Annotated in this window: 8 protein-coding genes; 5 read left to right on the top strand and 3 right to left on the bottom strand. The window is 71.0% G+C overall.

Features of this window, described 5'->3' with window-relative positions; all coding sequences use genetic code 11:
* Positions 1-87: 87 nt before the first annotated feature.
* The 3 genes from KGS77_RS16745 to KGS77_RS16735 form a co-directional block, all read right to left on the bottom strand.
* Positions 88-1,083 carry a hypothetical protein gene (locus tag KGS77_RS16745; RefSeq protein WP_242582338.1) on the bottom strand — a complete coding sequence of 332 codons (996 nt, stop codon included), beginning with the start codon at positions 1,081-1,083 and terminating at the stop codon, positions 88-90.
* A 215-nt stretch (positions 1,084-1,298) separates the two neighbouring features.
* Positions 1,299-2,474: a metallophosphoesterase gene (locus KGS77_RS16740; RefSeq protein WP_242587509.1), complete on the bottom strand. Its 1,176-nt coding sequence runs from the start codon at positions 2,472-2,474 to the stop codon at positions 1,299-1,301.
* Between the two features lie 260 nt (positions 2,475-2,734).
* Complete coding sequence (locus KGS77_RS16735) at positions 2,735-3,835, bottom strand: LacI family DNA-binding transcriptional regulator (RefSeq protein ID WP_242582335.1); 1,101 nt, start codon at positions 3,833-3,835, stop codon at positions 2,735-2,737.
* Between the two features lie 441 nt (positions 3,836-4,276).
* On the opposite strand from KGS77_RS16735, the gene hisC reads away from it, so the two are divergent.
* From hisC to KGS77_RS16710, 5 genes are all read left to right on the top strand, one after another.
* Positions 4,277-5,356 (top strand): histidinol-phosphate transaminase, encoded by a 1,080-nt coding sequence (hisC, locus tag KGS77_RS16730; RefSeq protein ID WP_242582331.1) that lies wholly within the window; start codon positions 4,277-4,279, stop codon positions 5,354-5,356.
* A 313-nt stretch (positions 5,357-5,669) separates the two neighbouring features.
* On the top strand, positions 5,670-7,178 hold the full coding sequence (locus KGS77_RS16725; protein WP_242582329.1) for a cytochrome ubiquinol oxidase subunit I: 1,509 nt from the start codon (positions 5,670-5,672) through the stop codon (positions 7,176-7,178).
* A 9-nt stretch (positions 7,179-7,187) separates the two neighbouring features.
* Positions 7,188-8,189 carry a cytochrome d ubiquinol oxidase subunit II gene (gene cydB / locus KGS77_RS16720; protein WP_242582326.1) on the top strand — a complete coding sequence of 334 codons (1,002 nt, stop codon included), beginning with the start codon at positions 7,188-7,190 and terminating at the stop codon, positions 8,187-8,189.
* A gap of 150 nt (positions 8,190-8,339) precedes the next feature.
* On the top strand, positions 8,340-12,188 hold the full coding sequence (gene cydD / locus KGS77_RS16715) for a thiol reductant ABC exporter subunit CydD (protein ID WP_242582324.1): 3,849 nt from the start codon (positions 8,340-8,342) through the stop codon (positions 12,186-12,188).
* Positions 12,189-12,345: 157 nt separating this feature from the next.
* Entirely contained in the window at positions 12,346-14,025 is a 1,680-nt protein-coding gene (locus KGS77_RS16710) for a GAF domain-containing protein (RefSeq protein ID WP_242587508.1), read from the top strand.
* Positions 14,026-14,106: the final 81 nt, after the last annotated feature.

Here is a 14,106-nt window from a genome sequence, read left to right as displayed (position 1 = left end):
CCCACCGGTGCGGGCGGGGCCGTACCCGCGGTGATCCGTTCTCCGGCCGGCTGTGACAGCCGGCCGTGTCGCTGCCCGGACCGCTCGCTACTCGGGCTGGTGGTCCGGACCGCCGTAGTCGGGACTGGTGAACCCCGGGCTGGTGAAGTGGGGCCGGGGCCCGGCGGGCGGTCCGCCGTCCGGGCTGGTGAAGTTGGGACGCGTATAGCCCAGGGGCGAGATGCGGCTCTCGCCGTCGCTGCCACGCTGTGGGACGTACCGGGACGAATCATGATTCGTCTTCCCGGACGAGCTGGACGAGCCGGGCGCCCCGGACGGTCCAGGTGTCCCGGACCCGGACGACCCGGATGTTCCGGATGCCCCGGACGACGGCGGATCGGCCAGTGCCTCGCGCAGGAACGGCAGCAGACCGCGTTCCAGGAGCGCCTGCCGCCACGCGTCCCGGGCGAGGTCCACCTCGCGGGCCAGGCTGCCCCGGCGTTTGGCCGGCGTGGAGGTCGAGCCGTTGCGCAGTGCCGTGACGATCAGTCCCGTCATGGCCACGAGGAAACCCGCGACGGCCAGGGCCGCGAACACCCAGCCGACGCTGATCATGGGCTGGGCGGCGGACCGGTCGGGGCCGAGGGTACGCAGCACGTACCCGACGAGAAGGAAGAGAACGGCGGCGATCGCCGCCAGGACCGGGGCCAGGACCGTGATCATGGCGGCCAGGCCCGCTCCCGAGGACTGCGTGACCTCACCCACGGAACCCACGGCTTCGGCCGGGCCGGTGCCGCCGGACGACGAGGACGTGCCCGGCGCCCCGTTGGTGCCACCGTTCGCGGTGACGGCGGAAGGGGCGGGCGCCGGTGCGCGCAGTTCTTCACGCAGCTTGACGTAGTGCTGGTACTCGGCCGTCGCGCATGCGGCGATGGCGGTCGTGGCGCTGAGCGCCATGGTGCGCAACTGCTCGGTGTTGAGGTGCTTTCCCGCCGCGGAGCCCTGCTCCGGTCGGTAATTCGCGGTACGCAGCGCCTCGTCGAGGATCCGCGCGAATTCCGCGCGGTCCTCGTTCAGCAGGTGCGGAGCGCTGTTCATGTGCATCCCCCGATGCTCCGTAGGGCCGTACAGGCCGGCTGTGGCCGGGCAGTGGGCGGAAACGGAGGAGAGCCTGCTACGGATAAGACCGATGGTAGAGCGCCCCCGGCACGGGGTGACAGGGTGTTTCCCGAAATAGAGCCCGGCCGCGACCGGGTTTGACCCGCTTTCTCCTCCGATCAGCCGACCGCCGACCTTGCGTAACCCTGCCCGGTCAACGGTCAGCCAGTCAGGGGCAGTTGCACGACCAGTAGCTTTCCGGCCATCGTGACACCGCCGTCCATGGCGATGGCCAGCCCGTCCGCGTAGACGTGCGGTCCCTCCACGGCGATGCCTTCCCCTTCGCCGTCCTCCGTGCCGACCTCGCCGAGCAGGTACGGGATGGGACTGTGGCCGTGCACCACGCGTTCGCCGCCGTAAGCGTCCAGGAGTTCGTGCACCGCCTGCGGGCCCGCCTCGTCGCGGAAGGCGAAACGTTTGGTGAACTTGCGGAACAGGTCCCAGACTTCGTCGGCGTCGCTGCGGGTGAGTACTTCGTGGATGGTGTCGTTGACGTCCTCGATCGTCTCGCCGTATTCGAGGTAGGCGGTGGTGTCGGAGTGCAGGAGCAGGTGTCCGTCCTCCTCCATCACGGCGTCCAGGCGGGCCATCCACTGGAGGTGGTGGTCCTGGAGGCGGTCCATGTCGCTCTTCTGGCCGCCGTTGAGCAGCCAGGCGGCCTGGAAGGACGCGGTGCCGGCGCCGGAGCTGACAGGGGTGTCGCCGAAGCGCTTGGCACCGAGCAGCAGCAGCTCGTGGTTGCCCATGAGCGCCTTGCAGTAGCCGCCGGCCGCCGCGGCCTCGGCGGAGAGCTGCATGACGAGGTCGATGACGCCGATGCCGTCCGGGCCGCGGTCGGTGAAATCGCCGAGGAACCACAGGCGGGTGTTGCCCGCGGCCCATTTGCCGTCGGCGTCGATCAGGCCCTCGGCGGCCAGCGCCTGGCGCAGCTCGTCGTAATAGCCGTGGACGTCGCCGACCACGTACAGCGGGCCCGGCCCCTCGGGTGTCTGGGGGGCGGGCAGGGCGCTTTCGGGTACGGCGGACAGGTCGACGGTCGGGTGGTCGACGGCCGGGTGGTCGATGAGGGTGTCCGTACGGTTGACGTCCGTGCGGTGGGTGTCCATACGGCTCCCGCCGCCGGCGCCGATGACCGGCAGGTCACGGGCGGTGGGGGTGTAACCGTCGGGCAGCTCGGAGGGCACCGCGGCAGGGGGTACGGGCGGGGGTGGCGCCAGTGGCATGGGAGGCGGGCCGGAAGGCGGCCCGGGACGTTCGGGCACAGCCTCGGATTGTGCCCCCATGGTCCACACCATGGGTCCTTGACCGGCCCCCTGAGTCATCGACCCCTCCACCATCGCGCCGCCGTGCACCTCGCGGACCTTGCCTGGTCGACGGCGGTCCGTGGTGTCGTGCGCCCCATCATAGGAACGCCGCTCGCGGGTTGTGACGCACCCGGGGGTGGTCAATCGGCCGGTGACCGGCGTTCGCTGCTGTTTTATCCCTGGATCACCCTGTTTTTCTCCATGCGGGAAGCGGGCCCGGCCGACGGCGAGCGCCGTCGGCCTGCCGCCCGGGCGCCCTCGTATGACGTACGCATCGCCGGGGAAGTGACTCGTCAGGGGGCGGACGGTCCGCGCGGAGGGCTGACGGTCGTACGGGGCGATCTGCGCTGTGAGGAGGTCCGCACGATCAGGTCGGTCGGTATCACCTGTTCGACCTGCCGCCCGCTGTCCAGGCCTTCGATGGCGTCGATGAGGAGCTGGACGACGGCGGTGCCGATGCGGCGGGGCTTGAGGGAGAGGGTGGTGATGGGCGGTTCGGTGGTGGCGTAGACGGTGGACTCGCTGCAGCAGACCAGCAGGAGGTCGTCGGGAACCCGCAGGCCGTAGCGCCGGGCGGCGGCCAGCAGGTCGGTGCCGTTGGGGTCGAAGAGGCCGTAGACGGCGTCCGGACGGTCCGGACGGGCCAGCAGGCGGTCGGCGGCGACGGCGCCCGCGCACGGGTCGTGGGCGGGGTAGGACTCGTACACCGGGTCCTGGCCCATCCGCTCGCACCACCGCAGGTAGGCGGTGGTGGACAGCCGGGTGTAGGTGTCCGTGGTGGTGCCGGTGAGCAGCCCGATACGGCGGGCTCCGGCGTCGGCGAGGTGGTCCAGGAGGCCGAGGACGGCCGCCTCGTGATCGTTGTCGACCCAGCCGGTGACGGGGAGGGCGCCGCCGGGGCGGCCGTCGGAGACGACGGGGATGCCGTGCCGTACCAGCTCGGTGACGACGGGGTCGCCGTCGGCCGGGTCGATGACGACGGTGCCGTCGAGGGCGACGTTGGACCAGACGTCGTGGCGGGAGGTCGCGGGGAGGATGACCAGCGCATAGCCGCGGGCCAGGGCGGCGGAGGTGGCGGCTCTGGCCATCTCGGCGAAGTACGCGAATTCGGTGAAGGTGAAAGGTTCATCCCCATACGTGGTCACGGTCAGGCCGATGAGGCCCGACTTGCCGGTACGGAGGGTGCGGGCGGCGGCGGAGGGGCGGTAGCCCAACCGGTCGGCGACCTCGCGGACGTGGCGACGGGTGGCATCCGGAAGCCGGCCCTTGCCGTTGAGCGCGTCGGAGACAGTCGTGATGGATACCCCGGCTGCGGCGGCCACGTCCCGGATGCCTGCCCGCCCCAGCCGGCGACCGGTCGACCGGCTCACCTGGTGCTTCCCTGCTGCTGTCATGGCGAGCCGATAGTAGGGCTCGGCCGGTCCCTCCGCGGGTCGATGCGGGAAACTGTGGAAAGGCACGTTTCTGCATGCCAACATCCGCCAAATGCCCTCTGAAACAAAGGAAGTTGGCTTTGCTGTCGGGAGTCTGTTCCCTGTCCGACGGGTTCCGCCTGGCGATTGGTACAGGTCTCGAAGAGGTCTCATGTCACCTTCACGAGGGATGCGCGCCACGGGGTGAGCCACCGGCGCACGACATGGCGGGGAGCGCCCCCCTGGGGATGCGCGCGGGGGCGGTTCCCTCGGCGCCCCTCGCCGGGGACCCTGTCGGCAGCCCCTTCGAAGGCCGCGCCGGCAGCCGGTGCGAAAGCCCGCCGCAGGCTCTACGCCTGGCGGTCCAATCCTCATAAGGTGTGCAGTATTGGAGACGTACGGGACGGTCGAGGAGGACCTGCGGTGAGCGAGAAGACCCCGAAGCTGCGTGCTGTGCTGGACGGCATCCCCACGTACAAGCCGGGCAGGCCGGCCGCGGAGGGCGGCCCCGTCACGTACAAGCTGTCCTCCAACGAGAACCCCTACCCGCCGCTGCCGGGCGTCCTGGAGAGCGCGGTCGCCGCGGCCGGGGCCTTCAACCGCTACCCGGACATGGCCTGCGCGGGCCTGATGGCGGAGCTGTCGGACCACTTCTCGGTACCCGTCACGGATCTGGCGACCGGGACCGGGTCGGTGGGGGTGGCCCAGCAGCTCGTGCAGGCCACGGCCGGACCGGGCGACGAAGTGATTTACGCGTGGCGCTCGTTCGAGGCGTACCCGATCATCACCCAGGTCTCGGGCGCGACGCCCGTGCAGGTGCCGCTGACCTCCGACGAGGTGCACGACCTGGAGGGGATGCTCGCGGCGGTCACCGACCGGACCCGTCTGATCTTCGTCTGCAACCCCAACAACCCCACCGGTACGGTCGTGCGCCGGGCCGAGCTGGAGTCCTTCCTGGACCGGGTGCCCGCGGACGTGCTGGTGGTCCTGGACGAGGCGTACCGGGAGTTCAACCGGGACGCCGATGTGCCGGACGGCATCGAGCTCTACCGGGACCGGCCCAATGTGTGTGTGCTGCGCACTTTCTCCAAGGCGTACGGACTGGCGGGCCTGCGGATCGGCTTCGCGGTGGCGCACGAGCCGGTGGCGGCGGCGCTGCGCAAGACGGCGGTGCCCTTCGGGGTGAGCCAGCTCGCCCAGGAGGCCGCGGTGGCTTCGCTGCGCAGCTCCAAGGCGCTGATGGAGCGGGTGGACGCGCTGGTCACCGAGCGGGACCGGGTGTTCCGGGCGCTGGTCGCGCAGGGGTGGACGGTGCCCGAGACGCACGCGAACTTCGTGTGGCTGCGGCTGGGGGAGCGTACGGTGGCGTTCGCTTCGGCGTGTGAGCAGGCGGGCGTGGTCGTCCGGCCGTTCCCGGGCGAGGGGGTACGGGTGACGATCGGCGAGAGTGAGGCGATGGACCTGTTCCTCAAGGCCGCCGAGGAGTTCCGCAAGGAGATGTGAGGGGCCGGGATAGACGAGCAGGGCCGGGCCGGAGCCGCGTGAGCGGGTTGCCGGTCCGGCTTTTTGTTGCCCGTATCCGCATATGTGAGGTTTTGTACAGGTTCTGGCACCCCTGCGGGTAGGGGCCGAATGGCCACCCCACCCGGCTCTTGCGCGTGACGGCGGTCACCTACCCCCCGTGGGATTGGCCGGAAAGGGGTGCGTCATAATTGCTTGTGAATGTGAACGCGTTCACAAGCGCTCCCTTATGTCCCATTTCTATGGGGTGAAAGAGGGCGAACGGTGCAGCTCATTGGCGACGTAAGGAGACACCGTGGAACTGGCCCTGGCGCCGGAGACCCTGGCGCGATGGCAATTCGGCATCACGACCGTCTACCACTTCCTCTTCGTCCCCCTGACGATCTCGCTCGCCGCGCTGGTGGCCGGACTGGAGACCGCCTGGGTGCGAACGGGGAACGAGAAGTACCTCAGGGCCACCAAGTTCTGGGGCAAGCTCTTCCTGATCAACATCGCGATGGGTGTGGTCACGGGCATCGTCCAGGAATTCCAGTTCGGCATGAACTGGTCGGACTACTCGCGCTTCGTCGGTGACGTCTTCGGCGCGCCGCTCGCGTTCGAGGCGCTCATCGCGTTCTTCTTCGAGTCCACCTTCATCGGCCTGTGGATCTTCGGCTGGGACAAGCTGCCCAAGAAGATCCACTGCTTCTGCATGTGGATGGTGTCGATCGGCACGATCCTCTCGTCGTACTTCATCCTCGCGGCGAACTCCTGGATGCAGCACCCGGTCAGCTACAAGTACAACGCGGCCAACGGGCGCGCGGAACTGACCGACTTCTGGAAGGTGCTCACCCAGGACACCACCCTGGTCGTCGTCTTCCACACCCTGACCGCCGCCTTCCTGACCGGCGCCGCGTTCATGGTCGGCATCTCCGCCTTCCACCTGATGCGCAAGAAGCACGTCAGGGTCATGCGGACCTCGCTGCGGCTCGGCCTGGTCACCCTGGTCATCGCGGGCGCCCTCACCGCCATCAGCGGCGACTCGCTCGGCAAGGTCATGTTCAAGCAGCAGCCGATGAAGATGGCCGCGGCCGAGGCGCTGTGGGACAAGGAGGAGCCGGCGCCGTTCTCGGTCTTCGCCTACGGAGACGTCGACAAGGGCCACAACAAGGTCGCTGTGGAGATACCCGGTCTGCTCTCCTTCCTCGCCCACAACGACTTCAGCTCGCCGGTCCCCGGCATCAACGACGTCAACAAGGCCGAGCAGCAGCGGTTCGGGCCGGGCGACTACCGGCCGAACATCCCCGTCGCCTACTGGGGCTTCCGCTGGATGATCGGCTTCGGCATGGCCTCCTTCGGCGTCGGTGTCATCGGACTGTGGCTGACCCGCAAGAAGCTCTGGCTCGCGCCGGCCCTGCGTACGGGCGACGAGGAGCCTCCGAACCTCGCGCTGACCAGGAACAAGGTGCTGGGCGCGAAGCTGAGCAAGGGCTACTGGTCACTGGCCTTCCTCACCCTGGGATTCCCGCTCATCGCCAACTCCTGGGGCTGGATCTTCACCGAGACGGGCCGCCAGCCCTGGGCCGTCTACGGCGTCCTGAAGACCTCCGCGGCGGTCTCACCGAGCGTCTCTCAGGGCGAGGTGCTCACCTCGATGATCGCCTTCACCCTGCTGTACGCGGTGCTCGCCGTGATCGAGGTCCGGCTGCTCGTGAAGTACGTCAAGGCCGGACCCCAGGAACTGACGGACTCCGACCTCAACCCGCCCACCCGGATCGGCGGCGACAAGCAGAACGCCGACCGGCCGATGGCCTTCTCGTACTAGGAGGCGACCGTGCAACTCCACGACGTCTGGTTCGTCCTCATCGCCGTCCTGTGGACCGGATACTTCTTCCTGGAAGGGTTCGACTTCGGGATCGGCGTCCTGACCAAGCTGCTCGCCCGCGACCGGAGCGAACGGCGGGTACTGATCAACACCATCGGACCGGTCTGGGACGGCAACGAGGTCTGGCTGCTCTCCGCGGGCGGCGCGACCTTCGCCGCCTTCCCCGAGTGGTACGCCACCCTCTTCTCCGGCTTCTACCTGCCGCTGTTGCTCATCCTGCTGTGCCTGATCGTGCGCGGTGTCGCCTTCGAGTACCGCGCCAAGCGGCCCGAGGAGCGCTGGCAGGCCAACTGGGAGCGGGCCATCTTCTGGGCTTCGCTGATCCCCGCGCTGCTGTGGGGCGTGGCTTTCGGCAACATCGTGCGCGGCGTACGGATCGACGCGCACAAGGAGTACGTCGGGACGCTGCTGGACCTGCTGAACCCGTACGCGATCCTCGGCGGACTGGTCACCCTGAGCCTGTTCACCTTCCACGGTGCGGTGTTCGCCTCGCTCAAGACGCTGGGCGGCATCCGGGACCGGGCGCGCGCCATGGCGACCGTCCTCGGCCTGGTCACGGCGGTGCTCCTGGCCGGCTTCCTGGCCTGGACCCAGATCGACAAGGGTGACGGCGCCAGCCTGGCCACCGTGATCGTCGCGGTGGCCGCGCTCCTCGCGGCGCTGGGGGCCAACCGCCTCGGACGGGAGGGCTGGGCATTCGCGTTCTCCGGCGTCACCGTCGTGGCCCTGGTCGCGACGCTGTTCCTGTCCCTCTTCCCCAACGTCATGCCCTCCTCGCTGAACGAGAGCTGGAGCCTGACGGTCGGCAACGCCTCGTCCAGTCCGTACACCCTGAAGATCATGACCTGGGGTGCCGGCATCACCACGCCGATCGTGGTGCTCTACCAGGGGTGGACGTACTGGGTCTTCCGCAAGCGCATCGGCACCCAGCACATCGCCGAGGCTCATTAGCCGGTGCAGGGGCGTCGGTTCCCCGGTCGGCTCGACGCACCGGTCCGAGCGGCTCCTGTCCGCTGATGGTCGGACGAACCGACAACGATTCGTCCGACAGTAACTCAACTGGTAACAGCCCTAAGTGGCTTACGAGGACGGTTGTTTCACGTGAAACCGGTCGACCCGCGCCTGCTCCGGTATGCCCGCGCCACCCGCCTCTTCCTGGTCGCGGTGGTGGTGCTCGGGCTTGCCGGGGCGGGCCTGGTCATCGGCCAGGCCATGCTCATCGCCGAGATCGTGGTCGGTGCGTTCCAGCGGGGCCAGAGCCTTGGGGACCTGAGCACACCGGTCACGCTGCTGGCCGTCTTCGCCGTCGGGCGGGGGCTGGTCTCCTGGCTCACGGAGCTGGCCGCACACCGGGCGAGCGCCGCGGTGAAGTCCGAACTGCGGACCCGGCTCCTGGAGCGGGCGGTACGGCTGGGGCCCGGCTGGCTGGGCACCCGGCGCACCGGCGAACTCACCAACCTCGCCACCCGCGGCATCGACGCCCTGGACGACTACTTCGCGCGTTATCTGCCGCAGCTCGGACTGGCCGTCGTCGTCCCCGTCGCCGTCCTGGCCCGCATCGTGGCCGGTGACTGGATATCCGCGGTCACGATCGTCCTCACCCTCCCCCTGATCCCGCTGTTCATGGTCCTCATCGGCTGGGCGACCCAGGCCCGCATGGACCGCCAATGGCAGCTCCTCTCCCGGCTCTCCGGACACTTCCTTGACGTCGTCGCGGGACTGCCCACCCTCAAGGTCTTCGGGCGCGCCAAGGCCCAGGCCGCGTCCATCCGCTCCATCACCGGCGCCTACCGCCGTGCCACGCTGCGGACCCTGCGTATCGCCTTCCTCTCCTCCTTCGCCCTGGAACTCCTTGCCACGATCTCGGTGGCACTGGTCGCGGTGGGCGTCGGCATGCGCCTGGTCCACGGCGACCTCGACCTCCGCACCGGCCTGACGGTGCTGATCCTGGCGCCGGAGGCGTATCTGCCGCTGCGGCAGGTCGGCGCGCAGTACCACGCGGCGGCGGAGGGGCTGGCGGCTGCCGAGGAGATCTTCGCGGTACTGGAGACGGAGCCGCGCCGACACGGAGGTGGGGCCGCTCCCTCGGTCGCGGAGCTGACCGGTGTGCCGGACGGCGGCACGTGTGGCGGGGGCGCTTCGGACGGCTGCACTTCTGACGGTGGCACTTCGGATCGTGGCGCTTCCGGCCGGGGCAGTGCGGACGGGGCCAGTTCGGACGGCTGCGCACTGGCCGTCGAGGGGCTGGTCGTTCGTCACCCCGGCCGGTCCGTTCCGTCCCTGCCGCAGACTTCCTTCGAGGTTCGTCCCGGCGAGACGGTGGCGGTGGTCGGTCCGTCCGGCGCCGGCAAGACGACGCTGGTGAACGTGCTGCTCGGCTTCACAGAGCCGACCGAGGGCCGGGTGCTGGCCGGCGGCCGGGACCTGGCCACCGTCGATCCCGACCGCTGGCGGCAGCGGATCGCCTGGGTGCCGCAGCAGCCCTACCTCTTCGCCGGCAGCATCGCCGAGAATGTACGGCTGGCCCGCCCGGACGCCGACGACGCGGCGGTACGCGCGGCACTCCGGGACGCCGGTGCGCTGGACTTCGTCTCCGCGCTGCCCGACGGTGCCGACACCCTGCTCGGCGAGGGCGGCTCCGGGCTCTCGGCGGGCCAACGGCAACGCCTGGCCCTCGCCCGGGCCTTCCTCGCCGACCGTCCGGTCCTGCTGCTCGACGAGCCGACCGCGAACCTGGACGGCGAGACCGAGGCCGCGGTCGTCGAGGCCGTGCGCCGTCTGGCGGCCGGCCGTACGGTCCTCCTGATCGTGCACCGCCCGGCGCTGCTGTCCGTGGCCTCGCGCACGGTCCGGCTGACGGGGCCCGCGGAGCCGGTCCCCGGCGCAGTCGAGGGGGATCCGGCGGCGGTCGGCGCGCGGGTGAGCCGGGACGCCGCTGCACTCGCGGTTCCGGCATCGGCCCCGGCCCCGGAATCGGCCTCGACACCGGCCCCGGAATCGACACCGGTCCCTGAATCGACTTCGGAACCGGGCGCGGAATCGGCTTCGGAGCTGATGGGCGGGCGTGGCCCCGGTGTGCGGCGGCCGTCGCATCCGCTGGCACGGCTCCGGAGCACGGCACGGACGCGGTGGGCCCGGTTCGGGCTCGCGCTGCTGCTGGGCAGCCTCGCCCTGGGCAGCGCCGTCGGCCTCATGGCGACCTCCGGCTGGCTGATATCCCGGGCGGCACAGCACCCCCCGGTCCTGTATCTGATGGTGGCGGTCACGGCCACCCGGGCGTTCGGTATCGGCCGGGCCTTCTTCCGGTACGCCGAGCGGCTGGTCGCGCACGACGCGGTCTTCCGGATGCTCGCGGATGTCCGCGTCGCCGTCTTCCGGCGGCTGGAGCGGCTCGCGCCCGCCGGACTGCACCGGCGCAGCCGCGGTGATCTGCTGTCGCGGCTGGTGGCGGACGTGGACGCCGTGCAGGACTACTTCCTGCGCTGGCTGCTGCCGGCGGGCACGGCCGTGGTGGTCGGCGTGGGCGCCGTCGGGTTCACCGGATGGCTGCTGCCCGAGGCGGGCGCCATCCTGGCCGTCGGGCTTGTGCTGGCCGGCGTCGCGGTACCCGCCGTATCCGGAGCGCTGGCCCGCCGGGCCGAGCGGGCACTGGCCCCGGCCAGGGGTGCCCTGTCCGCGCGGGTCCTGGACCTGTTCACCGGTACGGCCGAACTGACCGTCGCGGGCGCGCTCAGGACCCGTACGAAGCACACCCGGCAGGCCGACGCGGAGCTGACCCGGCTGGCGTCCCGGTCGGCCTCCGCGGCCGGTGCCGGTGCCGGTCTGTCTGCGCTGATCTGCGGGCTGACCGTCGCGGCGGCGGCCGTGGCAGGCGTCCAGGCCGTACACGCCGGCCGGCTGGAGGGCGTCTGCCTGGCGGTGGTCGTCCTGACACCGCTGGCCGCCTTCGAGGCCGTCGCCGGGCTTCCGCTCGCCGTGCAGTACCGGCAGCGCACCCGCCGCTCCGCCGAGCGGGTCTTCGAGGTGCTGGACGCCCCGGCGCCGGTGCGTGAGCCCGGGCCCGGGACGGCGACGGCGGCTCCGCGATCACCGTTCCCGCTGGTCGTACAGGGCGTGAGTGCGCGCCATCCGGGGCAGCGGGGTCCCGCGCTGGACGGCGTCGGATTCACCCTGACCGCCGGCCGCAGGCTGGCCGTGGTCGGGCCGTCCGGCTCCGGCAAGACGACCCTCGCCCATGTGCTGCTGCGCTTCCTGGACCGGGAGGCCGGGTCGTACCGCCTCGGCGGAGCGGACGCCGAGGCCGTGGACGGCGACGAGGTACGCCGGCTCGTCGGGCTGTGTGCCCAGGACGCCCACATCTTCGACAGCTCGCTGCGGGAGAACCTGCGCCTGGCCCGTACGGACCGAGCAGGCCGTACGGAGGGAGCGGCCCGTACGGAGGGAGCGGGCGGAGCCGATGACCGCGACGGCAGTCATGACGGTGGTGAGGACGACGGGCCGGACGCGGACCTGTGGCGGGCGCTGGCGCAGGCCCGGCTGGCGGACTGGGTGCGCGGACTGCCGGACGGCCTGGACACGATGGTCGGCGAGCACGGTGCCAAGCTGTCCGGTGGCCAGCGCCGGCGCCTGGCGCTGGCCCGCGCACTGCTCGCCGACTTCCCCGTCCTGGTCCTGGACGAGCCCGCCGAGCACCTGGACCTGGCCACCGCCGACGCGCTGACCGCGGATCTGCTGGCGGCGACCGAGGGCCGTACGACGGTGCTGATCACCCACCGGCTGACGGGGCTGGAGGCGGTCGACGAGGTGCTGGTCCTGGACCGGGGACGGGCCGTGCAGCACGGGACATACGCGGAGCTGGCGGCGGCCGACGGACCTTTCCGACGGATGCTGGAGCGCGAACGGACCGTGGCGGAGCAGACCGGGGACGCGCAGGCGGTGTCTGCGGCATAAGGCCATTGGCCGTACAGGCGGCTGTTCTCGAATTTCCTCGGAAAAAGCGACTAATTAGGCTCGGGGCATGGCAGCCACGGCAGGCCCCTCAGAACCCGCGGGCTCCTCCGACCCACCGCCGGCCCCGGAGTCCACGGCTTCCGCGGACTCCGACCCCATGGAGGCCGCCACCGAGGCCGCGCGCAGCCTCCAGGGGCTGTCGACCGAACTGACGGCGCGGGTGCCGCGGCTGCTGGAGGCCATGCGCACCGTCGGCGCCGGCCTCGATCTGCACATCACCCTGGACCGGATCGCGGAGACCGCCGCGGAGCTGGCCGACGCCCGCTACGCGGCGATCGGCATCGTCGACGACGCGCGCGAGGGCCTGTCGGACTTCGTCACGTACGGCGTGACGGCCGAGGAGCGCCGCCGTATCGGTGCCCTGCCCGACGGCCACAAGGGCCTGCTCGGCGCGCTCATCCACGACCCGCGGTCGCTGCGGCTCGCGGACCTGTCGCAGGACGAGCGGTCGGCCGGCTTTCCCCCGGAGCACCCCCCGATGCGTACGTTCCTCGGGGTGCCGATCTGCGTCCAGGGAGAGATTTTCGGCAATCTGTATCTGACCGAGAAGCGTGGTGGCGGCGAGTTCAGCGAAGGCGATCTGCACATGGTGCGGGTGCTCGCGACCGAGGCCGGGATCGCCATCAACAACGCCCGCGTGTACGCGGCCACCCGGCAGCGCGAGCGCTGGATCGACGGTTCGGTCGCCGTGACCACCGCGCTGCTGGCGGGCAGCGACGTGGACGACGCCCTCGCGGTCGTCGCCGAGCAGGCGCGGCGGCTGGCGGACTCCGCAGCCGGGATCGTGCTGCTGCCCGACGAGGACGGCGGCCTGGAGATCGTCGCCGTCTCGGCCGACGACCCGGCGGGAATCCTGGGGACGCGGATGCCGCCCGACAGTCCTGTGGCGGCGCGGTTGCTGGCCGGCGAGCCGGTGTTCGTGGACGACTCGGCCACCGACCCGCGCATGGTCACGGAGATCGCCTCGCGCTTCGGCCCCAGCATGATGCTGCCGCTCAAGAGCGGAAGCCGGGTGCTGGGCACCCTGGCGACACCCCGGGCCCGCGGTGGCCGGCCCTTCAGCCCGGCCGAACGGACGCTGGGCACGCAGTTCGCGGCCCAGGCCGCGCTGGCGCTGGTGCTGGCCGACGCCCAGCGCGACCGCGAGCGGCTGGCCGTCCTGGAGGACCGCGACCGGATCGCCCGGGACCTGCACGACCTGGTCATCCAGCGGCTGTTCGCGACCGGGATGATGCTGGAGAGCGCGCAGCGCCGGTCCGTCGTGCCCAAGGTGAAAGAGCAGGTGGGCAGGGCCGTCGACGAACTCGACGTGACGATCCAGGAGATCCGTACGGCCATCTTCGCGCTGCAGCAGGGCCCCTCCGAGGCGCCGTCCGGGCTGCGTACCCGTGTGCTGCGCGAGATCGGGACGGCCGCGGTACCGCTCGGTTTCCAGCCGTCCGTCAGCTTCGTGGGGGCGGTGGACGCGCGGGTCGGCGAGCGCACCGGCAAAAACCTGATCGCGGCGCTGCGCGAGGCGCTGTCCAACGCCTTCCGGCACGCCCGGGCGTCCCGTATCGAGGTCGTCGTCGATGCGACGGTCACCCTGCCGGACGGGCGGGAGGGGGTACGGCTGACGGTCGCGGACGACGGCGTCGGCATCCCGGAGGGCGGTCGCCGCAGCGGGCTGCACAACCTCGCCAAGCGTGCTCAGTCCCTGGGAGGTTCGAGCACGTACGGGCCGGGGCTGGGAGACGAGGGGGCGGGCACGATGGTGACGTGGGAGGCGCCGTTGTGAGGCGTCGGCCGCTGCGGGCGGCGAGGGCGGGTGCGCTGAGAATGCGGCGAGAGCGGATGCACCGCGCGTGCGGCGTATGGG

This window comes from Streptomyces sp. MST-110588, from assembly GCF_022695595.1.
In the GTDB taxonomy this organism is placed as follows: Bacteria; Actinomycetota; Actinomycetes; order Streptomycetales; family Streptomycetaceae; genus Streptomyces.
This window is presented reverse-complemented; position numbering and strand designations above follow the sequence as displayed.